Below are 23,757 nucleotides of genomic sequence, written 5' to 3'. Positions count from 1 at the left end.
GGGCAGGGCGCCGCCCGGGAACCATGGAAGGGGACGGCAGCGTCTCTGGTCTACACCACCTGTGGTGTAGACCTGTTGTAGCACGATGAAGGCGGCGTAAGGAACCCGTGATTCCGCGACCGCGGCGCTACGCGCTGTGCGCCCCGGACCCACGGTGACACGGCCTCAGACCTTGGTGACGTCCTCCACCTCCTCCGCCGGCTCCCGCCCCGGTGTCCTCAGGTCGAACCGGGTGATCGCGACGCGGAAGACGACGTAGTAGACGGCCGCCAGGCACAGGCCGATCGGGATGATCGCCCAGGGTCTCGTCGCCAGGTTCCAGTTGATCACGTAGTCGATCAGCCCCGCCGAGAAGCTGAACCCGTCGTGCACCCCGAGCGCCCAGGTCACCGCCATCGACACCCCGGTGAGCACGGCGTGCACGGCGTACAGGGCCGGCGCGACGAACAGGAACGAGTACTCCAGCGGTTCGGTGATGCCGGTCACGAACGAGGTCAGCGCCACCGACAGCATCAGACCGCCGGTCTCCTTGCGCCGCTCGGGCCGCGCGCAGTGCGTGATGGCCAGCGCGGCGGCCGGCAGCGCGAACATCATGACCGGGAAGAAGCCCGAGGTGAACTGGCCGGCGTTCGGGTCCCCCTGGAGGAACATGTTGATGTCGCCGTGCACCACCATGCCGTCGGGCTTGGTGTAGCTGCCGAACTGGAACCAGATCGGCACGTTGAGGAACTGGTGCAGGCCCACCACCAGCAGCGCCCGGTTGGCCACCCCGAAGACGCCCGCGCCCCAGGCGCCCGCGTCCCTGAGCCAGCCGCTGAAGCTCTCCAGGGCGCCCCCGACGGCCGGCCAGACCAGCAGGCACACCACCGCGAACACGATCGCCGTGAACGCCATGATGATCGGCACCAGCCGGCGGCCGTTGAAGAAGCCCAGCCAGTCCACCAGGCGGGTGCGGTGGTAGCGGGCCCAGAAGAAGGCCGCCAGCAGACCCATGACGATGCCGCCGAAGACACCCGGGTTCTGGTATGTGAACGTAGTCACCGTGCCGTTCGCCGCCTGGCAGCCGGTCGTCACCACCTTCGCGCCCGCCGGGCACGCCTCGGGGAACTGTCGCAGCACGCCGTAGTAGACGAGGAAACCGGTCACCGCCGCGAGCGCGGTCGAGCCGTCCGCCTTCTTCGCCATGCCGATCGCGACGCCCACGCAGAACAGCAGCGGCAGCCCGAGCTGCCCGTCCAGCAGGGCACCGCCCGCCCCGCTCATCACCTTGGAGACGTCCGTCCAGCCCAGGCCGTCCGCGCCGAACAGGTCCGGCTGGCCCAGCCGGTTCAGGATGCCCGCCGCCGGCAGCACGGCGATGGGCAGCTGAAGGCTGCGGCCCATCTTCTGCAAGCCCTGGAACAGACCGTTCCAGCGGGCCCGCAGGGGGCCGGCCGTGCTCTCGGCGCTCATGGGTTTGGCGACCTTCCCCGCGGTGGTGTAGACCAGTCGGCGGACGGTTCCGCTGTTGTGATCGCCATCATTGGGCACGGACGGCACGACCGCTCGCGAAGATGGGCCAACTGTGGGTTACTGCGACCAAGCGGTTCTGAGCAGGGAGAAGGAATATGGCCAGCAAGGCTGAGAAGATCGTCGCCGGGCTCGGTGGCATCGACAACATCGAGGAGATCGAGGGCTGCATCACCCGGCTGCGCACCGAGGTGTCCGACGCGAGCCTGGTCGACGAGGCCGCCCTGAAGGCCGCCGGCGCCCACGGCGTGGTGAAGATGGGTACCGCCATCCAGGTCGTCATCGGCACCGACGCCGACCCGATCGCCGCGGAGATCGAAGACATGATGTGAGCCGTCCCGGTTCACCCCGAAGGGGCTCCTCCCGACACGGGAGGAGCCCCTTCGTCCGCTACGGCTAGGCTCGGCGGCATGTCTCGCATCGACGGCCGTACGCCCGAACAGCTCCGCCCGGTCACCATCGAACGCGGTTGGAGCAAGCACGCCGAGGGCTCCGTCCTCATCTCCTTCGGCGACACCAAGGTCTTCTGCACCGCCTCCGTCACCGAGGGGGTCCCGCGCTGGCGCAAGGGCAGCGGCGAGGGCTGGGTCACCGCGGAGTACGCCATGCTGCCCCGCGCCACCAACACCCGCGGCGACCGCGAGTCCGTCAAGGGCAGGATCGGCGGCCGCACCCATGAGATCTCCCGGCTCATCGGCCGCTCCCTGCGCGCCGTCATCGACTACAAGGCGCTCGGCGAGAACACCGTCGTCCTCGACTGCGACGTCCTCCAGGCCGACGGCGGCACCCGCACGGCGGCGATCACCGGCGCCTACGTCGCCCTGGCCGACGCCGTCGCCTGGGCCCAGGGCAAGAAGCTGATCAAAGCCGGCCGGCAGCCGCTCACCGGCACCGTCAGCGCCGTCTCCGTCGGCATCGTCGGCGGCGTCCCGCTGCTCGACCTCTGCTACGAGGAGGACGTGCGCGCCGACACGGACATGAACGTCGTCTGCACCGGCGACGGCCGCTTCGTCGAGGTCCAGGGCACCGCCGAGGCCGAGCCCTTCGCCCGCGACGAGCTGAACGCCCTGCTCGACCTCGCCGTCGGCGGCTGCGCCGAACTGGCCGCGCTCCAGCGGGCGGCCCTGGAGACGGCGCGGGCGTGACGCGTCCGCGGGGCCCCGTCGGCAACCGGCCGGGCCCCGTCGGCAACCCGCCGGGGCCCGGTGGCGTCCCTGTGGGTACGGGCGCGCGGTTCATCCCCGCGCGCCCGGCCGACCGTCCCAGGGGAGGGAACCCGCCATGCCCGCCAGCCGACGCCCACGCCCACGCCGGGGCCGGGTCGCCGCCGTCGCCGCCACGGTGGCCGCCGTCGCGCTCACCGCCGGTCTGACCACCGGCTGTGACGCCGTGGACAAGGCGCTGGACTGCGTACAGACCGCCGACGCCGTCGCCGACAGCGTCACCGACCTCCAACAGGCCGTGGAGAACGCCGCGAACGACCCCTCCCGGGCCGACGCCGCGCTCGACTCCATCGAGAAGAACCTCCGCGAGATCGGCGACAAGACCGACAACGCCGACGTCGACAAGGCCGTGGACGACCTCGGCAAGGCCGTGGACAACGTCCGTACGGCGATCAGGAACGGCGACGGGACACCGGACGTCAAGCCGGTGACGGACGCGGCCGGTGAACTGACGAAGGTGTGCACCTCCTAGCCCGCCCGCGGTCTACGGCGCCGTCCGCTCCGCGTACATCCTGGCGATGACCGCCTCGATGTCCGGCTCCCGCACCGACAGGTCCACCAGGGGGTAGCGGGCCGCCAGGTGCGCGACGAGCGGTGCCGCCGACTGGCCCGCCGGGAACGCCAGCCACTGCCGCGGCCCCTCCACCCGTACCACCCGGGCCGCCGGCACCTCCACCGGCGGCAGCTCCCGCTCCAGGTCCACCACCAGCGTCCGCTCGCTCTCCCCGGCCTCGTGCAGCCCCGCGAGCGCGCCGTCGTAGGCCAGCCGGCCGTGGTCGATCACCATCACCCGGGAGCACAACTGCTCGATGTCCTGGAGGTCGTGCGTGGTCAGCAGCACGGTCGTGCCGCGCTCGGCGTTCACCTCCCGCAGGAACTCGCGCACCTTGGCCTTCGACACGACGTCCAGACCGATCGTCGGCTCGTCCAAATACAGCACGTCCGGGTCGTGCAGCAGGGCCGCCGCGATGTCCCCGCGCATCCGCTGCCCCAGCGACAGCTGCCGCACCGGCACGTCCAGCAGGGCGCCCAGCTCCAGCAGTTCCACCAGCCGGTCCAGGTTCCGCCGGTAACGGGCGTCCGGGATGCGGTACATGCGGTGCGCCAGCCGGTAGGAGTCGATCAGCGGCAGGTCCCACCACAGCGTGGTCCGCTGCCCGAACACCACCCCGATCCGGTGCGCCAGGCGCGTCCGCTCCCGCGCCGGGTCGATCCCCGCCACCCGCAGCCGCCCGGCGCTCGGCGTCAGGATCCCGGTCAGCATCTTGATGGTGGTCGACTTCCCGGCGCCGTTCGGCCCGATGTACCCGACCATCTCCCCGCGGGCCACGCCGAACGACAGCGAGTCCACCGCCCGCACCTCGCGCCGCTCCCGCCGCCACAGCCCGGTCTTGCGGCGCACCTGGAAGACCTTCTCGACGTTCTCCAGCGTGATGAAGTCGCCCACGTCAGCTCCCTGTGCTGCGATACGAACGAAGTCCCGCCCGCCAGGCGAGCCCCGCGAGCGCGCAGCACGCCACCGCCACGAACGGCGAGGCGAACGCCGTCCACTGCGGCAGGCCCAGCGGATACGGCCGGCCCAGCACATAGGTGGCGGGCAGCCAGTTGACGAAGGCCAGCGGCAGCACGAACGTCACCCCGCGCACCAGCTCCTTCGCGAACACCGTCGGCGGGTACTGCAGCAGCGTCGTCCCGCCGTAGGTGAAGGCGTTCTGCACCTCCGAGGCGTCCTGCGCCACGAACTGGAACGCGGCCCCCGCCACGAACACCGCGCAGAAGATCCCGCAGCCGCTCGCCACCATCACCGGCATCAGCAGCAGCCGGTCCGCCGTCCAGCCGATGTCCACCCGGGTCAGCGACCAGCCCAGCACCAGCGCGCCCTGCGTCACCCGGCCCAGCCGCCTGAGCGCGAACCGGTCGGCCGCCATCTGCGCCAGCACCGGCGCCGGGCGCACCAGCAGCGTGTCCAGGGTGCCGTCCCGCACCCGCCGGCCCAGCCGGTCCATCGACCCGATCAGCAGGTCCGCCAGGCCGAAGGAGGTCGCGGACAGCCCGTACAGGAACGCCACCTCGGGCAGCGGGTAGCCGCCGAGCGCGTCCACCCGGGAGAACATCAGCATGATCGCGACGAAGTCGAGGAAGGTCGCCGCGAAGTTCCCGAACGTGGTCATGGCGAAGGACGCGCGGTAGGCCATCGTGGACCGCACCCACATCCCCGCGATCAGCCGGTACGCCCGTACCCCCTCGGCCGTCCGCCCAAGCCGCCCCTCAGCCACCCTGCACCACCACCCGGCGCGTGGCCGCCGACTGCGCCAGCCGCCCGGCACCCAGCAGCACGACCGCCCAGGCGCCCTGGAACAGATAGGTGGGCAGCGGATCGGCGTGCCCCAGCAGGATGTCCGCCGGGGCTTGCAGCAGCGACGACCAGGGCAGCACCCGGACGACCTCGCCGAGGGCGCCCGGGAACACGTTCAGCGGCAGCAGCATGCCCGAGCAGAAGTAGCCCAGCAGCCACGCCATCTGCGTCACGCCGGTGCCGTCCAGCAGCCAGAACGCGCTCAGCGCCACCAGGTACCGGATGCCGAAACCGACCAGCATCGCCAGGACGACCGCCACCAGGAACGCCGCCCAGGTGCCCGCGTCGGCCGGCAGCGCCACCGGGAAGCACAGCGCGCCGAACGCGAACGGCACGACGCCCCGGCCCAGCAACTGGAAGAGCGCCCGGCCGAGATCCGCCGCCAGCCACCACAGCTGGAGGTCGGCCGGCCGGTACAGGTCGATCGCCACGTCCCCGGTGCGGATCCGCTCCATCAGCTCGTCCTCGACCCCGCCGCCGCCGATCGCCAGCGTCGACAGGAAGGCCTGCCCGAGCCAGACGTAGGTGACCGCCTGCGCCTGGTCGTAGCCGCCGAGATGGGGCCTCTCGTCCCACAGTGCCTGGTAGGTGTAGACGAGAATCAGACCGAAGACGGTGTTCGTGAACACCCCTGCCGCAGTGGCGGCGCGGTAGGTCGCGTACCGTCGGAACCCCCCTGCCGCGACAGCCGCGTACAACCGTCCCGCGCCCACGCCAGTCGACCTCCTCGGACCACTCGACACCGAAGCGCAGGAGCCTAGTCCGGCGACCCGGCGGCCGGCCACGCGTTTTCCGCCGTAACGGTGCCGGAATCCGGGAACGGAACGCCAGGTGCGAGAGTCTTCAAGCAGGGGGAGCGCAGAAGCGTACGAGGCGTACGGGAACGTACGACGCGAAACAGGAGTCCGTGCACGACATGAGCGACGAGCCGCAGCCGCAGCAGCCGAACGAAGGCGTGGCGCCGGAAAAGCCGCTGCCGGCTGAAGGGCCCGGGAAGCCGGGGGGCCACGCGGAGAAGGCCGCCGAACAGCACACCGACCGGCCTCGACGCCCCGAGGGGGCGGGGGCCGGCGGTGCCGCGGGAACCGGACGGCAGCGCGCCGACCGGACCGACCGGGCCGCCGAAGGCACCGGTGGTGACGGTGGTGCCGGGGGTGCCCGTAAGGGTCCGGGCACGCCGGGCCGTGACGACTTCGGCCGGGAGCGTTCCGGGCGGCCGGGCGGGGAGTCCGCCGACGGCGCCCGGGGCGCGGACCGGGCACCGCAGGACCGGACGGCGTCCGTGGCGCGCGCCCGGCAGGCGGCGCGCGATGCCCGCGCGGACCGGCAGGGGGGCGCGGACTTCGCCGACGGCGCGGGCGCCCGGAAGGCGGGCGGACCGGCCGGTGCCGGGCAGGCCCAGCCGCCCGCCCAGCCGTCCGAGAGCACCCGGATACTGCGGCGCATCACCCCGCCCAGGTCCGCCGAGACGCCCGCGCCCGCGGACCGCTCCGGCGGAAAGCCGGCCCGCGAGACCCGTCCCGGCCAGGCGGCCGGCGGGCCGCGCGGCGGCGGGCAGGGTGCCGGTCCGGCGGGCGGTACCGCCCGTGGTACCGGTGGCGCTGCCGGTGCCGCGCAGGCGCCCGAGACCACCCAGGTGCTCCGGCGGGTGAGCGCGCCCCGCGCGGGCGAGCCGGACGCACCGGGCGCATCGGGCGCACCGGGTACGAAGACCCCGTCGGCCTCCCCGGCGGAGCCGGGCGCCGGGAAGCGCTCCGCGCGGACCCCCGGCACGCAGACGACCGGCACCCAGGGCACCAAGCCCGCCGGTGCCGCGCCCGCGGCCGGCACCACGAGCACCACCGGCGCCTCCTCCCCGGCCGCCGCCCGGGCCGCCCGGGCCGCCCGCGCGGCAGGCGCCGCCGGAGCGGCCGGGGCCGGTGCCGCCGCCGGTGCCCAGGGCGCCAAGGCCGCCGGTGCCGTCTCCGCGTCCGCGGCCGGTGCCGGTGCCGGTGCTCCCGGAGCCAAGGCGCGCGGCCCCGAGGCCACCCGTGCCGTGCCCGGCCCCCGTACCGAATCCGCGCCCCCGCCGGCCGGCACCCCGGGCGCTCCGGAGGCCGAGACCACCGTGCTCGCCGCCGCCGACGGTGACGGGCCCCCGGGCAAGAAGGCCAACGCCAAGAACGCGAAGAAGGGCAAGCGGCCCAAGCGGACCGGCTGGCGGCGGCTGGTGCCGACCTGGCGCATGGTGCTCGGCACCTGCTTCGTCGGCGTGCTGCTGGTCATCGGCGTGCTCTTCGTCGGCTACACCATGGTCAACATCCCGCCGGCCAACGCGTTCGCGACCAAGCAGAGCAACGTCTACCTGTACGCCGACGGCTCCCAGCTGGCCCGCGACGGCGATGTCAACCGCGAGAACGTCTCCCTCGCGCACGTCTCCAAGGACGCCCAGCACGCCATCCTGGCCGCCGAGGACCGCGACTTCTACTCCGAGTCCGCCGTCGACCCCAAGGCGATGATCCGCGCCGCCTGGAACACCGCGACCGGCAAGGGCAAGCAGTCCGGCTCGACGATCACCCAGCAGTACGTGAAGAACTACTACCTGGCCCAGGAGCAGACGGTCACCCGTAAGGCCAAGGAGTTCTTCATCTCCATCAAGCTCGACCAGAACAAGTCCAAGGACGAGATCCTGGAGGGCTACCTCAACACCAGCTACTTCGGCCGCAACGCCTACGGCATCCAGGCCGCCGCCCAGGCCTACTACGGCCGCGACGCCGACGACCTGGACCCGGCCCGCGCCGCCTACCTCGCCGCGCTCGTCAACGCGCCGAGCGAGTACGACGTCGTGGCCCACCCGGAGAACCGGAAGGCGGCCCTCGCCCGCTGGAACTACGTGCTGGACGGCATGGTCAAGAAGGGCTGGCTGGAGCAGTCCGAGCGGGCCGGGATGAAGTTCCCCATGCCGAAGGAGCAGACGATCTCCACGGGCATGTCCGGCCAGCGCGGCTACCTGGTGGAGGCGGTCAACCAGTACCTGATCAGCAACAACATCATCGACAGCGACCACCTCGAAGCCGGCGGCTACCGCATCAAGACCACCATTCAGAAGGACCGGCAGGACGCCTTCGTCAAGGCGGTCGACGACCAGCTGATGAGCAAGCTGGACAAGAAGAACAACAAGGCCGACACCTACGTCCGGGCCGGCGGCGCCTCCGTCGACCCCAAGACCGGCGAGGTCGTCGCGCTGTACGGCGGCATCGACTACGTGAAGCAGTACACCAACGGCGCGACCCGCGGTGACTTCCAGGTCGGCTCGACGTTCAAGCCGTTCGTGTTCACCTCCGCCGTGGAGAACGGGTCCACCACCCAGGACGGCCGCACGATCACCCCGAACACGGTCTACGACGGCACCAACCAGCGCCCGGTCCAGGGCTGGAGCGGCGGTTCCTACGCCCCGGAGAACGAGGACCAGCGCTCGTACGGCCCGATCACCGTCCGCAAGGCCACCGACCTGTCGGTGAACTCGGTGTACGCGCAGATGGCCACCGACGTCGGCCCGGCCAAGGTCAAGGAGACCGCGGTCGCCCTCGGCGTGCCCGCCGACACCCCGGACCTCTACCCGTCCCCGTCCATCGCGCTCGGCACCGCCACCGCCAGCGTCCTGGAGATGGCGGAGTCGTACGCCACGCTCGCCAACCACGGCAAGCACGGCACGTACACCCTGGTCCAGGAGGTCACCAAGGACGGCCGGGACGAGATCAAGCTGCCCGAGCGGAACGTGAAGCAGGCCGTCAGCCGGGAGGCCGCGGACACCACCACCTCGGTGCTGCGGAGCGTGGTCGAGAGCGGTACCGCCACCGCCGCGCAGGCCGCGGGCCGTCCGGCGGCCGGCAAGACCGGCACCGCCGAACGCGACACCGCCGCCTGGTTCGCCGGCTACACCCCCGACCTGGCCACGGTGGTCTCCGTCATGGGCCAGGACCCTGTGACGGCCAAGCACCAGCCGCTGTACGGCGCGCTCGGCCTGGCCCGTATCAACGGCGGTGGCGCGCCCACCGAGATCTGGGCGCAGTACACGCGGGACGCGCTGGAGGGCAAGCCGGTCAAGGACTTCGACCTGCGGCTCCAGCAGGGCGCCGACCGGGTCGAGGAGCCCCCGGCCACCTCGGGCACGGCCGAGCCCGGCACGGACGGCGGCCAGGACACCGGCGGCACCACCACCGACGGCGGCCAGGACACCGGCGGCCCGTCCGCCACCCCGACCGACGGCGCCACCACGGGCACGCCCGCCGACGGCGGCCAGACCACCGGCGGCGGGGCCCCCGCGACCGGCGGCACGGCCACCGGCGGTACGCCCACCACGGGCGGGAACACGACGACGACGGGCGGCGGCGGCCCGGCCACGGACGGCGGCGGCACCGCCACCACCGGCGGCGGCACTCCCGGCGGCGGTACGGCCACCGGCGGCGGCACGCCGGGCGGGGGCACCGACGCGGGCGGCACCACGGCCGCGGACGGGGGAGCCGGGGGCGGCCCCGGCCTGTAGACGCGAGGCCCCGGCCCCATGACGGGCCGGGGCCTCGGCGGCTCAGTGACCGCTGGTCGCCTTCAGTCCCACCACGGCGACCAGCAGCAGGCACACGAAGAAGATCCGGGCGGCGGTGACCGGCTCACCGAGCACCACCATGCCGAGCACCGCCGCGCCGGCCGCGCCGATGCCCACCCAGACGCCGTAGGCCGTGCCGATGGGCAGGGACTTCGCGGCGTAGGACAGCAGGACCATGCTGGCGACGATGCCGGCGCCGGTGAACAGGCTCGGGACCAGACGGGTGAAACCCTCGCTGTACTTCATCCCGATCGACCAGGCGACTTCCAGCAGACCGGCGACGACGAGCAGGATCCAGGCCATGACGGCACCTCCGAGACAATGACTCTTCCTGGGGGTGCGTCGTCTTTGCGTTGGACCCGGTACGGCGCGTCTCGTCGGGTCCTTCCACCGTAGCAAGGGCACGGCAAAGAGGGCCGGTGACGACGGTCACCGGCCCTCTTTCTGCCACGTGCTACAGGTACAGCCCCGTGGAGTCCTCCGACCCCTCGAACCGGTCCGCGGCCACGGCGTGCAGGTCACGCTCGCGCATGAGGACGTAGGCCACGCCCCGCACCTCGACCTCCGCCCGGTCCTCCGGGTCGAACAGCACCCGGTCGCCGGGCTCCACCGTCCGTACGTTCTGACCGACCGCGACGACCTCGGCCCAGGCCAGCCGCCGTCCGACCGCCGCGGTGGCGGGAATCAGGATGCCGCCGCCCGACCGCCGCTCGCCCTCACCGGTCTCCTGCCGCACGAGAACCCGGTCGTGCAGCATCCGGATGGGCAGCTTGTCGTGGTGGGGAGTGCTCTGCTCGTTTCTGTTGGCGCTCACGCGTCGAAACCTACCTGTTCCCGGTCAGTCCCTGCGCCGCCGGGCCCCCAGGGCGAGCAACCCCACGACCCCCACGACGACCATCGCCACGGGCACCACCCGCTCCAGCCGGGGCGCCCCCTCCTCGTCCGTGAACCGCGCCTTCACCTCGCTCACGGCGCGGTTGACCTGCACGTACGCCCGTCCGACCGTGTGGTCGACATGCGCGACGACCTTGGCCTTCGCGTCCCCGACGACGGTCTTCGGATGCACCCGCACCCCGATCTCGTCGAGCGTCTCGGCCAGCACTTCGCGGCGGCGCCTGATGTCCGCCTCGATCTGCGCCGGGGTTCTGGTGTCCGACGTGTCCGCCACCGTACGGCCTCCGAAGTTCGCCGAAATCTGCTGCTGCTTTGCGAACAGTCTGTCAGCTCACGGCCGCACCGCACCGCAAGGGCCCCCGGTTACGCTAGTCCGATGAGCGAGCGACTCCAGCCCGGGGACGTTGCCCCCGCCTTCAGCCTCCCCGACGCCGACGGCAACGAGGTGTCCCTTGCGGACCACAAGGGCCGCAAGGTCATCGTCTACTTCTACCCGGCCGCCCTGACACCGGGCTGCACCAAGCAGGCCTGCGACTTCACCGACAACCTCCAGGTCCTGGCCGCCGCCGGCTACGACGTCATCGGCATCTCGCCGGACAAGCCGGAGAAGCTCGCGAAGTTCCGCGAGCAGGAATCCCTGAAGGTCACCCTGCTGGCCGACCCCGACAAGAAGGTGCTGGAGGCGTACGGCGCCTTCGGCGAGAAGAAGCTGTACGGCAAGACGGTCGTCGGCGTCATCCGCTCCACGGTGGTCGTGGACGAGGACGGCAAGGTCGAGCGCGCCCTGTACAACGTCAAGGCGACCGGCCACGTGGCCAAGATCATCAAGGATCTGGGCATCTGACGTCCGCGGGCACTGCCCGGCCGCTAGCATGGCCGGGCAGCACCAGGCGGCCGTGGTGGAATTGGCAGTCACGCTGGGTTTAGGTCCCAGTGGGGTAACTCCCGTGAGGGTTCGAGTCCCTCCGGCCGCACCACAGATCAGCCCATCAGTTCCCGCACCACGGGGACGAGGGCCCTGAACGCCTTGCCCCGGTGGCTGATCGCGTTCTTCTCCTCGGGGCTCAGCTCCGCGCAGGTCCGCGTCTCGCCCTCCGGCTGGAGGACCGGGTCGTAGCCGAAGCCGTTCGTGCCGGCCGGGGCGTGCCGCAGCGTGCCGCGCAACTGCCCCTCCACCACCCGCTCGGTGCCGTCCGGCAGCGCCAGGGCCGCCGCGCAGGCGAAGTGGGCCGCGCGGTGCTCCTCGGCGATGTCGGAGAGCTGGGCGAGCAGCAGCCTCAGGTTGGCCTCGTCGTCGCCGTGCCGGCCGGCCCAGCGGGCGGAGAAGATGCCGGGGGCGCCGCCCAGGACGTCCACGCACAGCCCGGAGTCGTCGGCGACGGCCGGCAGCCCGGTGGCCCGGGCCAGGGCGTGCGCCTTCAGCAGGGCGTTCTCGGCGAAGGTGACGCCGGTCTCCTTGACGTCGGGGACCTCGGGGAAGGCGTCGGCGCCGACCAGTTCGTGCGGCAGTCCGGCCTCGGCGAGGATCGCCCTCAGCTCGGTGATCTTTCCGGCGTTGCGGGTGGCGAGGATCAAGCGGGTCATGCCCGACAGTATTCCTGCCCGCCCGCGCCCTTCCCCGCCCGGCCCCGCCCGTGTTCGTCCCCGCCCGGCCACCTCCGCGCCTGCCCCGTACCCGCCGTGGGTACCGGCTCCTGGGACCGGCGCCGGGAACTCCTGTCCTGTTCCCGGAGTCGGACGGGCAGGGACAATTGTGGGCGGGGATCACCGGACGGGTGGAGCTGATGGAACGTACCGAGACGAGAACACCGGAGCGGGCCGCGTCGTACCGCACCATGACGGCGTTCACCCCCGCCGACGAGGAGCGGCGGCGCGGGGTGCGGCGCATGAAGCTCACGGCGACGGGCCTGCTGCTGTTCGTCGCGGTGGTCTACGTCCTGGCCAAGGCCGCCCAGCACGCGGGCGCCGGGACCTGGGCCGGCTATGTGGCGGCGGCGGCCGAGGCCGGCATGGTGGGCGCGCTCGCCGACTGGTTCGCGGTCACCGCCCTGTTCCGGCACCCGCTCGGGCTGCCCATCCCGCACACCGCGATCATCCCCACCAAGAAGGACCAGCTGGGCGTCTCGCTGGGCGAGTTCGTCGGGGAGAACTTCCTCTCCGAGGACGTCGTACGGCAGCGGCTGCGCGCGGTCGGCATCGGCAGCCGGCTCGGCGCCTGGCTGGCCGAGCCGGAGCACGCCGACCGGGTGACGGCGGAACTGGCCACCGCCCTGCGCGGCGCCCTGACCGTGCTGCGCGACTCCGACGTGCGGGCGGTCGTCGGCGAGGCGGTCACCCGGCGGGCCGACGCCCAGGAGATCGCGCCGGGCCTCGGCAAGACGCTGGAGAAGGTCGTCGCCGACGGCGGGCACCGGCGGGTGGTCGACCTGGTGGTCTCCCGCGCCCACGACTGGCTGGAGCTGCACCGGGCCGAGGTGATGGTGGCCGTGGAGGGCGGCGCGCCCGGCTGGACCCCCCGGTTCGTGGACCGCAAGGTCGGCGAGCGCGTCTACAAGGAGCTGCTGCGGTTCGTCACCGAGATGCGGGACATGCCCTCCCACCCGGCGCGCGGCGCGCTGGACCGCTTCCTCACCGACTTCGCCGGCGACCTCCAGTCCGACACCGACACCCGGGCGCGGGTGGAGCGGCTCAAGAGCGAGGTGCTGGGCCGGGGCGAGGTGCAGGACCTGATCGCGTCCGCCTGGACGGCCGTACGGTCGATGGTCGTGGCCGCGGCGGAGGACGAGCGCAGCGAACTGCGCCGCCGGGTGCGGTCCGCGCTGCTGTCCCTGGGCACCCGGATGGCGACCGAGGAGAAGATGCAGGGCAAGGTCGACGCCTGGGTGGAGGGGGCGGCGGTGCACGTCGTGACGACGTACCGCAAGGAGATCACCTCGCTGATCACGGACACCGTGGCGGGCTGGGACGCCGAGCACACCACCCGCAAGATCGAGGCCCACATCGGCCGCGACCTGCAGTTCATCCGGATCAATGGCACGGTGGTGGGGTCCCTCGCGGGGCTGCTGATCTACGCGGTCTCGCGCGGCCTGGGAGCCTGACCGGACTGTTCCGGCACGGTCGGGGCACCCGGACTTGCGTCCTTCGACGAGGAGGGAGCCCATGAGCGAAGCGGAGACACCGCCGGTACGGACCGGCCGGACGATCACCACGAACATCCCCGCCCGGCTGGACCGGCTGCCCTGGTCCCGCTGGCACTGGACCATCGTGATCGGGCTGGGCACCGTATGGATCCTGGACGGCCTGGAGGTCACGGTCGTCGGCAACATCGCCAGCCGGCTGTCGGAGTCCGGCAGCGGCCTGGCGATCTCCTCCGGGCAGGTCACCGGCGTCGCCGCCGCGCTGTACGTCGCGGGCGCCTGCGTCGGAGCCCTGTTCTGGGGCCGGCTGACCGACCGGTTCGGCCGCCGGAACCTTTTCATGATCACCCTGGCGGTGTATCTGGCCGCGACCGCCCTGACCTCCGTCTCCTGGCAGGCCTGGTGGTTCTTCCTGTTCCGCTTCCTGACCGGCTTCGGCATCGGCGGCGAGTACGCGGCGATCAACTCCGCGATCGACGAGCTGATCCCGGCGGCCTACCGCGGCCGGGTCGACCTGATCATCAACGGCAGCTTCTGGCTGGGCGCGGTCGGCGGCTCCCTGCTGTCGATCGTCGCGCTGAACACCGACCTGCTGGCCGCGAACGTCGGCTGGCGGCTGACCTTCGCCCTCGGCACCGTCCTCGCGCTGGTCATCCTCCTGGTACGGCGGCACGTCCCGGAGAGCCCGCGCTGGCTGCTGATCCACGGCCGGGACCGGGAGGCCGAGGAGATCGTCTCCGGCATCGAACGCCGGGTGGAGGCCGAGCGCGGCGAACGGCTGCCGGACCCCGAGGGCGAGCTGGAGATCCACCAGCGCAAGAGCGTCTCCTTCCTGGAGATCGCCCGCACGGTCTTCGGCCGCTACCGCAGGCGCGCGGTCCTCGGCTTCTCCCTCTTCATCGGCCAGGCGTTCCTGTACAACGCCATCACCTTCGGCTTCGGCGCGATCCTGACCAAGTTCTACGACGTGCCCTCCGACCACACCGGCTACTACTTCGCGGTGATCGCGGCCGGCAACTTCTGCGGCCCGCTGCTGCTCGGCAAGCTCTTCGACACGGTCGGCCGGCGCGTGATGATCTCCTCGACCTACCTGTTGTCGGGCCTGCTGCTGTTCGGCACCGCCTGGCTGTTCGGCCGGGGCTCGCTGACCGCGGCCACGCTGACCGCCTGCTGGTGCGTGGTGCTGTTCTTCGCCTCGGCGGGCGCCTCCAGCGCCTATCTGACGGTGTCGGAGATCTTCCCGATGGAGACCCGCGCCATGTCCATCGCCTTCTTCTACGCCCTCGGCACGGCGGCCGGCGGCATCAGCGGCCCGCTGCTGTTCGCCGACCTCACGGGCACCGGCCGGGTACGCGACACGGTCCTGGCCTTCTCCATCGGCGCGGCGCTGATGTGCGCGGCCGGCCTGGTCGCGGTGTTCCTGGCGGTACGGGCCGAGGGCCGCTCCCTGGAGGACATCGCCCGCCCGCTGACGGCGGTGGCGAGCCGCGCCAAGGAGGCGGCGCGGCCGGCTCGGGGCACGCCGGGTCCGCGGGGCGGCGGCCCTACGGCCCCGCCGGCGGCGAGCAGGCCGTAAGCAGGGCGTGAGCGTCAGGTGCCGGTGGGCCGGCGCTCAGGTGCCGGAGGGAGTGGCTTTCAGGCGCCGGTGGTGGAGCCCGGCCGGACGATCATCAGCACGGTGACGGCGGCCCAGAGGAGGTTGAAGACACCGGTGGCCATGGCGAGGCGGGCCGCCCGCCCGGACCCCGCGCTCCCTTCCAGCAGCGCGGACTGGGCGGGCAGGACCAGGGCGACCAGCACGAGGGCGGCGAGGGCGGTCAGCGCGATGGACACGATCAGCCAGGCGCTGCCGAGCACGCCCATCTCGCTCGCGGTGGCGAAGCCGAAGACCGGGACGACGACGCCCACGACGGCGTAGACGCGGCAGATGCGGTGCAGCAGGCGCGGCGTCGCGAGGGCGTCGGTGCCGGGACCGGCGGCCAGGGCCGCCCGGGCGGCGGGCGGGAACATGCTGGCGGCGACGGCGACCGGCCCGATGGCGAGGATCGCGGCGATGACGTGCACGGCGAGGAGGAACTTGGTCACGGGCCGACGCTAGGGCGCGGCCCGGACCCGCGAAAAGCGGCGGGATTGCCACCCGTCAACGGATTCCCGCCACCGGCACCGGGCGGCGCACGCCCCACGTCCGGCCTGCTCGGCGGGGGTTGGCGACAACCCGTCGTACGGCTAGGTTCCTGCCATGCACACCGTGGCCGTACTGGCGCTGGACGGCGTCATCCCGTTCGATCTGTCCGCCCCCGTCGACACCTTCGGCTGGGCCCGGCTGCCCGACGGCCGGGAGCCGTACCGGGTGCGGGTGTGCTCGGTGGGGGAGGAGGTGGCGTCGGGCGCCTTCACGGTCCGGGCGCCGTACGGTCTGGAGGCGCTCGCGGAGGCCGACACGATCATCCTGCCGGGGGTCGCGGAGCCGCCGGAGACGCTGCCGCCCGGGGTGGCCGAGGCGCTGTGCGCGGCGGCGGCGAACGGCACCCGGATCGCGTCGATCTGCGTGGGCGCGTTCCTCTTCGCGGCGACGGGCCTGCTGGACGGGAAGCGCGCGACGACCCACTGGATCGCGGCCGGTGACCTGGCGGCGCGCTACCCGCAGGTGACCGTCGACCCGAACGTGCTCTACGTCGACAACGGCCAGTTCCTGACATCGGCGGGCGCGGCGGCGGCGCTGGACATGTGCCTGCACATGATCCGCAAGGACTTCGGCTCGGCGGTCGCGGCGCACGCGGCCCGGATGTCCGTGATGCCGCTGGAACGGGAGGGCGGGCAGGCCCAGTTCATCGTCCGGGACCTGCCCCCGGCCCCGGCCGGCGCGACCCTGGAGCCGCTGCTGCGCTGGCTGGAGGACCACTGCGACCAGGATCTGACACTGGACGAGATGGCGTCGAAGGCCGGCATGAGCACCCGCACCCTCAACCGCCGCTTCCGCGACCAGACCGGCACGACACCGCTCCAGTGGCTGCACCGGGCCCGGGTGCGGCGGGCCCAGTACCTGCTGGAGGCGACGGACCACCCCGTGGAACGGATCGCGGCCCAGACGGGTTTCGGTTCCCCGACGGCCTTCCGGGAACGCTTCCGGAGGGTGGTGGGGACGAGCCCGCAGGGGTACCGGAGGGCGTTCCGGGCGGAGGAGCGGGCGTCGTAGGGACGGCAGCAGCCCCGTAGCCCCCTGTAAGTGATGTTCCGTGGCCGTCAGGCCTTGCGGTCGGCGACGGCCCAGGAGGCGGCGGCGACGGCGCCGGCGACACCGAGGACGGCCGGCCAGGCACCGACCTTCTTGGCCAGCGGGTGGGAGCCGGCGAAGGCGGCGACGTAGGCGGCGGTCAGCGCGCCCGCGGCCTTGCCCCCGGCCCGGGTGCGCCACTGCTGCGCGGCGGCGGCCCCGGCGACGGCCAGCACGGCCCCGCCCAGCTGCCGCTTCTTGGTCCAACGGGCGACGCCGTAGCCGCCGACGAGCCCGGTGGCGGCGACGACCGCGCTGGGAACCCTGGCCATGAGTGCCTCCTGGTAACCCTCGTTATCCGTGATGTTCCGGCCGAGACTAACGCGCAGGTCGGAGGGCCGGACGAACCTGAGTCGAGGCTTGTCAAGTTTCCAGCGGAGAGTTATATAAGAAGCCGAAGGGCATCGCACACAGCGCCTGAAGAGAGGAGTGACCTGTGATGCTCATGCGCACGGATCCGTTCCGTGAATTCGACCGGCTCGCGCAGCAGGTGCTCGGCGCGAACACCGCGGGGCCCGCCGTGATGCCGATGGACGCCTACCGGTCCGGGGACGAGTTCCTCGTCCACTTCGACCTGCCCGGCATCGACCCCGAGACGATCGAACTGGACGTCGAGCGCAACGTCCTCAACGTCCGCGCCGAACGGCGGAGCCCCGCTCCCGAGGACGCGGAGATGCTGGTCGCCGAGCGGCCGACGGGCACCTTCACCCGCCAGCTGTTCCTGGGCGACACGCTCGACACGGACCGCATTGACGCCTCCTACGACGCCGGCGTCCTCACCCTGCGCATCCCGGTGGCCGAACAGGCCAAGCCCCGCCGCATCCAGATCACCGGCGGCGGCTCGGGCCGCAGGCAGATCAGCGGCTGAGCCCGGCCGGCGGCCACCGCCGATACGGACGCGTCCCGAGGCCGGAGCGGGACCCGGGACGCGCCCGGGCGGCAGACGGGCCGTGATGCCGTCGGGCGCTCCCGCCGAGGCAAGAGGCCGAGGGAAGGGGAAGCGCCGCACACCACCAAGCCGATAAATCACCACAACAGGCCACAAGCAACCACACACCACCAGAGACACCACACGCCGCTCTTTGGCCGAACTCCCGCTCATGCCCGCCGTGTTACGGGGTACCCGGTTGCAGGTGCCCCGCAGTGTTCCGGAGGAGGAGCCAGCACGATGACCGTGACCACCCCGCAGCCGAGAATCACCGTCCCCGCCCAGACCCCTCAGCCCCGCCCCCGCATCCGGGACGCGGCCGAGGACACCGGCTGGCTGGAGCTGACCGAGGCGGTGCGCGAGGCGGGCCAGTACACGACCAGGGCGGAGGCGGAACGCATCACCCGCATCGTCCTGTCGGCCCTGGGTGGCCACGTCACCGGCGACGAACGCGTGGCCCTGGCGCAGGCGCTCCCGCGCGAGGCGGGCCGGGTCATCGCCTCCCAGATCCCCGCGACCCACCCCCTGACGGCCCGCGAGTTCGTCGACTCGGTCGCCACCCGCATCGAGGGCGCAACCCCGGCGACGGCCCGCTGGGACGTCAGCTCGGTCCTCAGCGTCCTCGCCACCCGAATCGGCGAACCCCTGACCACGCGGGTGCTGTCCGAACTTCCTCCGGGGTATGCGCTGCTGTTCGGGAGGGCGGAACTGGCGGCGACGGCGTAGGCGTAAACAGGATAAGGCCCGTGGGCGCCGCACCCTACGGCGCCTACAGCGCGTGCGTACGTCCGAACCCGCTACAGTCGCTGATTCGCATGCATCCTTTATCAATCCGCGACGGGTCAGCACCTGGCCATGAATCTTCGCACGCCTTGATGAAGGACGATTCAGCGATGGCCCAGCGCCTATAGCTTGGTTACGGTGCCCAGCATCACGCCAACTTCCTAACCAATTGACCACGTCCGTGGCTGATTACAACCGTCTGACGCGGCAATCAATTATGGGGGCAAGAGGCTGATGCGTCAGTGACTGACCTGTCAGCGTTGCCTGTCCAAGGTTAGAAGAATATTGGCGATGACGGCAGGCGGTCGGAGCCGATGTGGGTTCTGCGGTAGAATCGGTTAGGGATCCATCCGTGTCATCCACTTTCGGCGAGAGCATGGGCGTGGGCCACCGCAGGGTCGGCATAGTGCGCTACGTAGGATGAGGTCGCCGCTGGCGGTTTTCTGAAGCCCAGTGGCGTCCCACACGGGGCTGCGTCTTTGGAGGCATGGTCGGCCAGGGCGGAATGTGCTGAAATCCGAGGGTTCGGTGACCCGGTGGCTACGAGTACGGTCACGAAGTGGTTACGACCTGGCAAGGTGGGCAAAATGCACGGCATCTTGCCGGTGGGTTGTTGCGGCGTCTCTCGGCCGTCCGAGACTCTCACACTTACTGCCGTGACCCTTCCGATTTTCTTGACGTCGATGTGGACTAGATCGCCGGGGCGGGGGTTGCTCGTAGCGGCGAATCGGTTCGGTGGCCCGGTCGAGGGCGGCCAGGGGCGGCAGGCAGTACCGCTGGGGGATCCGGGTGGGCGATCGGGTCGCGAGTTGACAGCGCTCCGATGCAGTGTTCGCGACGCAGCCGTAGGTCGTCTCCTCAATCGTGCCCCGGCTGGGGGTGGTCACCCATTCCGGTGACGCCCAAGGCCCGGTAGTGAGCGGCGGTGGTGTGGCTGACGTGGAAACGCTCCACGGTCTGGCGCAGCGGCCAGCCGTCGTATACGAGACAACGGCTCAGGTGAAGTAGCCCCCCAGGCCCAATCATCCTATGGCAGTGGTGCTTGGCAGAGTTGTCGCTGCTATCGTCGTCGGTCCGCAGGAGCTCCCCCGCCGACCTACAGCAGTGCGACAGAGGGGGACCAACGAGAGTTCCCATTTGTTGGCCTCGGACTTCGAAAAACTACCCCCTCGGCACGAGAGCGCCCCCGGACGGCGATATCTCGGGTCATCGAAACTCTTCCCATGTTTTCCCTCAACATGGAAGCACGGCGGCCACCTGCAACAGGCTAGAGATCATCCCGGCGAGCACGGCCGTTCAATACATTGCTTTACCCGATTCTCACGAGATGCTGACCTCCTTTCCTGTGGTGCAACTATTCCGGAGGTTGTGAAACAGGACTGTATTGGCGGCTTAAACCTCCCCTGGCACGCATACGGTCGGGCTACCTACTTCTGAGTAACGGACTCGACCACGCGGTCGTCTAAGCCGGTCGCGCATCCCGCGTATCGCAACGATCGCATCGATGTCGATACTTGCACTGGTCAGGTGAGGGGGCAATGCGAGTGCGCGCCGGCTTCGACATGCTCCGACTCGTGTCTTCCCGTTCTGATCGTCGTCTAGAGCGACCACCGGCCTACCGTGCAAGGCATGAGAAGTAGAAAGTTGTACATATTTCGCATATATCGCTAATGGGGCATATGGGTATGCGTGTGAGGCGGTTCCTGACTGAAAGTCTTCGCATGTCCCCATCCGCGATCTAGGCTGTGAAGCCAGGCCCGTTGACAAACCCGGTGGGTCTTCTGGTTGGGAACTGTGATGGGGAGTGGCATGGCTAACGACGACGGCCTCGACTGGGACGATGTAGATGGTGAAGAAGAGGACACCGCTGCCTCTGTCACCTCCGAAGAGGTGACACGAGCTGTAGTCACTGACACGGACTGGACTGCCGAGACGATTCTTAGCCAGCTTCGGCGAGGTAATATTCAACTCAACCCGCGTTTTCAGCGCAGGGACGCTTGGAATAAGCCCAGGAAGAGTCGTTTTATTGAGTCTCTCGTCCTAGGTCTACCTATCCCGCAAATTGTCCTCGCAGAGGACAAGAACCGGCGCGGAAAATTCATCGTCTTGGATGGAAAGCAGCGACTTCTCGCACTGAGGCAGTTTGCGGCCGGCTCATCTTTTGCGGCTTCAGCGGAAGAGGAGAATTTCAAGGGATTCTCGCTCACTGGCCTTGAGGTGCGCGAAGACCTAAGACTCGTAACTCTGAAGAAGATGGAGACCGACGACAATTATGTAGACGATCTAAATTCGCTCCTCAATGAAACGATTCGAACTGTCGTCGTTCGGCGCTGGCCTAATGAGGACTTCCTTAACCTCGTATTCTTGCGCCTGAACACTGGCAGCGTAAAGCTATCTCCCCAGGAACTCCGCCAAGCCCTTCATCCAGGCCCTTTCACAGACTTTTTGGATGACTGTGCCTCGGATAGCGAGTGGCTACGAGCAGCTTTGCGTATCGACAAACCAGATTTCCGCATGAGGGACGTTGAGGTACTCCTACGATACTTCGGCTTCCAATTCACCCTGGACGAGTACACGGGTAATCTTAAGAAATTCCTTGACGACACTGTTAATGTGCTTAATGCGCAGTGGGTCAGGGAAGAGGAGCGGATTAAGCAGGTGGGGGAAAATTGTAACCGAGCCATCGAGGCTACGTTCAAGGTATTCGGCGATAATGCCTTCTACCGCTGGGCAGGTGGCAAGTATGAGGGACGGTTCAATCGAGCTGTATTTGACGTCATGACCTACTACTTCTCGGACGCGAATGTCCGTTCGGCGGCAGTTTCCCGCGCAGCAGTGGTCGAATGGGCTTTTCGTAATCTGTGTGAGACTAATCAGCGCTTCGTTGAATCCATCCAAACAACCACTAAGACGCCACTTGCTACTCACCGACGACTCTCTCTTTGGGGTGAAGCGCTTGGCGAGGCGATCGAGGCGCAGGTGCACGTACCAGAGTTGCGTGACAATCGACTTATTCCGTAGTGGGGAAAGATGGCGTCTCCCAGATTCGAGGAGCTGGCGAAGCGAATAGAGGAGCTTCGTCGATGCTTTCTGCCCAAAGAATTTGACCCTACAGGCTCATACGGAGATGAGGTGTATGAACATACGCGGGCGTTCAGGGTCTTGGCGCACGCCGAATTCGAGTCATTCATAGAGGACCGTGTGATAGAAGTTGTCGATAACGCAATATCGCAATGGAAAGCTGCGGGATCAATTACGACCAGCCTCTTGGCGATGATGGCATATAGAGAATCTGCTCCCGCCATACCTGAGTCGTTAAGTGGGGCTGCGGCGAGGCCTGCTAAATTCCCGTCGCTTGCGGCGCGGGTGGAAGCGGCTCGGACCGAGTTGCATCGATATGCCAGGAATCAAAACCATGGGATAAAGGAGAAGAATCTTCTTCGCCTCCTTCTACCCATTGGAATACAGGAGGCAGAGATAGACGCTACCTGGCTGAGTGCGGCTGAGGCGTGGGCCACGGCTCGAGGTGATGCTGCCCACAAGGGAGCGAAAATGCAGGTGAGGCCGGATCCGCAGAACGAGTTGAAAGTGGTCAACCTTGTTCTAGAAGGATTCCGTGATCTCGACGAGGAGATGGCTAATAAATGACGGAGTTTTTCCGTTGTTTTTGGCTGCTAAATACAGTGGGAGGTGTGCGATGGCTTTGATCGAAAAATTCGAACCTGTTCAGGCAGACGTGCAGAGGTTGCACGGCCCAGTAACTTGCGGGTTTCGATCATTTGTTGTGGATGGCCGGCGCGTACTGCAACTGGATACTTATGGGTCTGCCGATCGTCAGATCCTCAACAAAATCAGCCAGAGTGTCCAGCTGGATGTTGACGGCGCTCGTGAGCTGATTGAGATCATTCAGAGAGCATTCCCGGAACTCGATCGCTGAGTCGAAAGTGTGTGGGGCCAGTGATAGTGCACTCGCCCCACCTCACTTCTGACAGCGCTAGAGAGAGGCCCAGCCGTATTCAACCTTTCCCATGGCAGGCTACGTAAGACTGAGTAGAGCCACACCAACACCCCGCCCCCTCCCCCGGAGGCCAAGCCACCGCACGCCCCCGGGCTGCCAGGGTCGTCGCGTACTGGGGGAGCAGGGTCGGGTCGGTCGGGGAGGTGGCTTCCGAGGCGGCGAAGGCCTCGTAGGACGGGACCGTGCCGGTGACGATGCCCAGGTTGGGTGTGCCCGAGGCGGCCAGTTCGCGGAGGGAGGTCTCTATGGTCGCCAAGTGCTCGGGGTGGGAGGGGTACTCCGTGGACAGGGTGGGGTACGCCGTGAGGAGTTCCTCCAGTTCCGGGGCGGGCCAGTGCAGGACCGCGACCGGGAACGGGCGGGACAGGGCCGCGCGGTAGGCGCCCAGTTCCGCGCGCAGGCGGGAGATCTCCGCCTCCAGCTCCGCCGGGTTGTCCGAGCCCAGCGACCACACCCGTTTCGGGTCGTGGAGTTCGTCGAGGGGGACCGGGCCCGTGTGCACGGTGTCCGCCAGGGTGTCCCAGTCGTCGTGCGGCAGGGCCAGCATGCGGCGGACGCGGTGGCGGCCGTGGAGCAGGGGGTGGGTGGCGGGCAGGGGCGTTTCCGACGGGCCGGGGATCAGCAGGCGGGCTCCCTCCGTGAACGTCTCCGCCGCCGCCTCCAGCTCGTCGTGCGATTCCAGGGCCTCCGCCGCGATCACCCAGGGGGCCGGGTCGCGGGGGGCCGTCGAGCGGATGCCCTCGATGATCGCCCTCGCCTCGGCCTCGTGGCCGTACTCCCACAGGTTGGAGGCCTTCAGGGCGCGGACCAGGGCGGGGTTGGCCAGCTCCGCTGAGGACGACAGCAGGCGGTCGTAGAGCGTGGTGGCCGCGGGGCGGTCGCCGGACAGCTCCAGGTGGGCCGCCGCCCGCAGCAGGAGGGTCTCGGCATCCTCCGGGTACAGTCCGGCGGTCCGCTCCAGGCGGGCCGCTTCGGTGGCGTGGTCGACATTCTCGGCAGGCGTGTCGGGGCGCATGGGGGACACCGTACTGCCGGGCGCCGGTAAACGTG

24 protein-coding genes, 1 tRNA gene, 1 pseudogene and 1 riboswitch are annotated in these 23,757 nt (G+C 69.8%); of the genes and pseudogenes, 14 read left to right on the top strand and 12 right to left on the bottom strand.

Annotated features, from left to right (window positions below):
• Positions 1-165: 165 nt before the first annotated feature.
• Positions 166-1,452: a PTS transporter subunit EIIC gene (locus IH25_RS0117290; RefSeq protein ID WP_030610405.1), complete on the bottom strand. Its 1,287-nt coding sequence runs from the start codon at positions 1,450-1,452 to the stop codon at positions 166-168.
• 155 nt (positions 1,453-1,607) lie between these two features.
• On the opposite strand from IH25_RS0117290, the gene IH25_RS0117285 reads away from it, so the two are divergent.
• From IH25_RS0117285 to IH25_RS0117275, 3 genes are all read left to right on the top strand, one after another.
• Complete coding sequence (locus tag IH25_RS0117285) at positions 1,608-1,841, top strand: glucose PTS transporter subunit EIIB (RefSeq protein WP_030610403.1); 234 nt, start codon at positions 1,608-1,610, stop codon at positions 1,839-1,841.
• Between the two features lie 78 nt (positions 1,842-1,919).
• On the top strand, positions 1,920-2,654 hold the full coding sequence (gene rph, locus IH25_RS0117280; protein ID WP_030610401.1) for a ribonuclease PH: 735 nt from the start codon (positions 1,920-1,922) through the stop codon (positions 2,652-2,654).
• Between the two features lie 136 nt (positions 2,655-2,790).
• Complete coding sequence (locus IH25_RS0117275; RefSeq protein ID WP_030610399.1) at positions 2,791-3,204, top strand: hypothetical protein; 414 nt, start codon at positions 2,791-2,793, stop codon at positions 3,202-3,204.
• Positions 3,205-3,216: 12 nt separating this feature from the next.
• Here the strand turns inward: IH25_RS0117275 and IH25_RS0117270 are convergent, their stop codons facing one another.
• Genes IH25_RS0117270 through IH25_RS0117260 form a run of 3 tightly spaced genes read right to left on the bottom strand, consistent with a single transcriptional unit; the run spans position 3,217 to position 5,801 of the window.
• Positions 3,217-4,200, bottom strand: coding sequence for an ABC transporter ATP-binding protein (locus tag IH25_RS0117270; RefSeq protein ID WP_030610398.1), 984 nt, complete (start codon positions 4,198-4,200; stop codon positions 3,217-3,219).
• The gene (locus IH25_RS0117265; RefSeq protein ID WP_051753972.1) at positions 4,181-5,008 is read right to left on the bottom strand and encodes an ABC transporter permease; all 828 of its coding nucleotides are present in this window, start codon (positions 5,006-5,008) and stop codon (positions 4,181-4,183) included. The genes IH25_RS0117270 and IH25_RS0117265 overlap by 20 nt, the downstream gene beginning before the upstream one ends.
• Complete coding sequence (locus IH25_RS0117260) at positions 5,001-5,801, bottom strand: ABC transporter permease (RefSeq protein ID WP_030610394.1); 801 nt, start codon at positions 5,799-5,801, stop codon at positions 5,001-5,003. Before IH25_RS0117260 ends, IH25_RS0117265 begins: the two co-directional genes overlap by 8 nt.
• Before the next feature lie 923 nt (positions 5,802-6,724).
• Between IH25_RS0117260 and IH25_RS0117255 the strand changes: the two genes are divergently transcribed.
• A complete protein-coding gene (locus IH25_RS0117255; protein WP_107058406.1) occupies positions 6,725-9,613 on the top strand; it encodes a transglycosylase domain-containing protein in 2,889 nt (962 codons plus the stop codon).
• Between the two features lie 42 nt (positions 9,614-9,655).
• On the opposite strand, the gene sugE is transcribed toward IH25_RS0117255, so the two are convergent.
• From sugE to IH25_RS0117240, 3 genes are all read right to left on the bottom strand, one after another.
• On the bottom strand, positions 9,656-9,976 hold the full coding sequence (sugE, locus tag IH25_RS0117250) for a quaternary ammonium compound efflux SMR transporter SugE (RefSeq protein ID WP_030610391.1): 321 nt from the start codon (positions 9,974-9,976) through the stop codon (positions 9,656-9,658).
• A 33-nt stretch (positions 9,977-10,009) separates the two neighbouring features.
• Positions 10,010-10,078: riboswitch (guanidine-III (ykkC-III) riboswitch) on the bottom strand.
• A 49-nt stretch (positions 10,079-10,127) separates the two neighbouring features.
• Positions 10,128-10,487 (bottom strand): GroES family chaperonin, encoded by a 360-nt coding sequence (locus tag IH25_RS0117245; protein WP_030610388.1) that lies wholly within the window; start codon positions 10,485-10,487, stop codon positions 10,128-10,130.
• Between the two features lie 24 nt (positions 10,488-10,511).
• Positions 10,512-10,841: a DUF3618 domain-containing protein gene (locus IH25_RS0117240; RefSeq protein ID WP_030610386.1), complete on the bottom strand. Its 330-nt coding sequence runs from the start codon at positions 10,839-10,841 to the stop codon at positions 10,512-10,514.
• A 102-nt stretch (positions 10,842-10,943) separates the two neighbouring features.
• Between IH25_RS0117240 and bcp the strand changes: the two genes are divergently transcribed.
• Positions 10,944-11,411 (top strand): thioredoxin-dependent thiol peroxidase, encoded by a 468-nt coding sequence (bcp, locus tag IH25_RS0117235; RefSeq protein ID WP_030610385.1) that lies wholly within the window; start codon positions 10,944-10,946, stop codon positions 11,409-11,411.
• A 46-nt stretch (positions 11,412-11,457) separates the two neighbouring features.
• A tRNA-Leu gene (locus tag IH25_RS0117230) sits at positions 11,458-11,544 on the top strand.
• Positions 11,545-11,548: 4 nt separating this feature from the next.
• On the opposite strand, the gene rdgB is transcribed toward IH25_RS0117230, so the two are convergent.
• Positions 11,549-12,151, bottom strand: coding sequence for an RdgB/HAM1 family non-canonical purine NTP pyrophosphatase (gene rdgB / locus IH25_RS0117225; protein WP_030610384.1), 603 nt, complete (start codon positions 12,149-12,151; stop codon positions 11,549-11,551).
• 200 nt (positions 12,152-12,351) lie between these two features.
• Here rdgB and IH25_RS0117220 point away from each other — a divergent pair, with 200 nt between their 5' ends.
• Positions 12,352-13,665 carry a DUF445 domain-containing protein gene (locus IH25_RS0117220; RefSeq protein ID WP_051753978.1) on the top strand — a complete coding sequence of 438 codons (1,314 nt, stop codon included), beginning with the start codon at positions 12,352-12,354 and terminating at the stop codon, positions 13,663-13,665.
• Between the two features lie 61 nt (positions 13,666-13,726).
• Entirely contained in the window at positions 13,727-15,280 is a 1,554-nt protein-coding gene (locus IH25_RS0117215) for an MFS transporter (protein ID WP_030610380.1), read from the top strand.
• Between the two features lie 59 nt (positions 15,281-15,339).
• On the opposite strand, the gene IH25_RS0117210 is transcribed toward IH25_RS0117215, so the two are convergent.
• A complete protein-coding gene (locus IH25_RS0117210) occupies positions 15,340-15,789 on the bottom strand; it encodes a membrane protein (protein ID WP_030610378.1) in 450 nt (149 codons plus the stop codon).
• Positions 15,790-15,943: 154 nt separating this feature from the next.
• Between IH25_RS0117210 and IH25_RS0117205 the strand changes: the two genes are divergently transcribed.
• A complete protein-coding gene (locus IH25_RS0117205) occupies positions 15,944-16,900 on the top strand; it encodes a GlxA family transcriptional regulator (protein ID WP_030610375.1) in 957 nt (318 codons plus the stop codon).
• A gap of 47 nt (positions 16,901-16,947) precedes the next feature.
• Here IH25_RS0117205 and IH25_RS0117200 read toward each other — a convergent pair whose 3' ends face one another.
• Positions 16,948-17,250 (bottom strand): hypothetical protein, encoded by a 303-nt coding sequence (locus IH25_RS0117200; RefSeq protein WP_030610372.1) that lies wholly within the window; start codon positions 17,248-17,250, stop codon positions 16,948-16,950.
• A gap of 167 nt (positions 17,251-17,417) precedes the next feature.
• Between IH25_RS0117200 and IH25_RS0117195 the strand changes: the two genes are divergently transcribed.
• A complete protein-coding gene (locus tag IH25_RS0117195) occupies positions 17,418-17,846 on the top strand; it encodes an Hsp20/alpha crystallin family protein (RefSeq protein ID WP_030610369.1) in 429 nt (142 codons plus the stop codon).
• A 300-nt stretch (positions 17,847-18,146) separates the two neighbouring features.
• Positions 18,147-18,632 carry a DUF2267 domain-containing protein gene (locus tag IH25_RS0117190; protein WP_030610367.1) on the top strand — a complete coding sequence of 162 codons (486 nt, stop codon included), beginning with the start codon at positions 18,147-18,149 and terminating at the stop codon, positions 18,630-18,632.
• Positions 18,633-19,349: 717 nt separating this feature from the next.
• Here IH25_RS0117190 and IH25_RS42295 read toward each other — a convergent pair.
• Positions 19,350-19,715: pseudogene (locus IH25_RS42295) on the bottom strand (IS481 family transposase); the annotation flags it as partial.
• Positions 19,716-20,498: 783 nt separating this feature from the next.
• Here IH25_RS42295 and IH25_RS39510 point away from each other — a divergent pair.
• The 3 genes from IH25_RS39510 to IH25_RS39505 are packed head-to-tail and all read left to right on the top strand — an operon-like array spanning position 20,499 to position 22,626.
• Positions 20,499-21,710, top strand: coding sequence for a DUF262 domain-containing protein (locus tag IH25_RS39510; RefSeq protein ID WP_078844284.1), 1,212 nt, complete (start codon positions 20,499-20,501; stop codon positions 21,708-21,710).
• Between the two features lie 9 nt (positions 21,711-21,719).
• A complete protein-coding gene (locus IH25_RS41205) occupies positions 21,720-22,337 on the top strand; it encodes a HEPN domain-containing protein (RefSeq protein WP_157846979.1) in 618 nt (205 codons plus the stop codon).
• 49 nt (positions 22,338-22,386) lie between these two features.
• Entirely contained in the window at positions 22,387-22,626 is a 240-nt protein-coding gene (locus IH25_RS39505) for a hypothetical protein (protein WP_078844282.1), read from the top strand.
• A 79-nt stretch (positions 22,627-22,705) separates the two neighbouring features.
• On the opposite strand, the gene IH25_RS0117185 is transcribed toward IH25_RS39505, so the two are convergent.
• Positions 22,706-23,722, bottom strand: a complete 1,017-nt coding sequence (locus IH25_RS0117185; RefSeq protein WP_030610364.1) for a tetratricopeptide repeat protein — start codon at positions 23,720-23,722, stop codon at positions 22,706-22,708.
• Between the last annotated feature and the right edge of the window lie 35 nt (positions 23,723-23,757).

Origin of the sequence: Streptomyces achromogenes subsp. achromogenes (genome assembly GCF_000720835.1) — a bacterium.
Taxonomy (GTDB): domain Bacteria; phylum Actinomycetota; class Actinomycetes; order Streptomycetales; family Streptomycetaceae; genus Streptomyces; species Streptomyces achromogenes.
The sequence above is the reverse complement of the archived record's forward strand: the minus strand, read 5'-3'. Positions and strand labels throughout refer to the sequence as shown.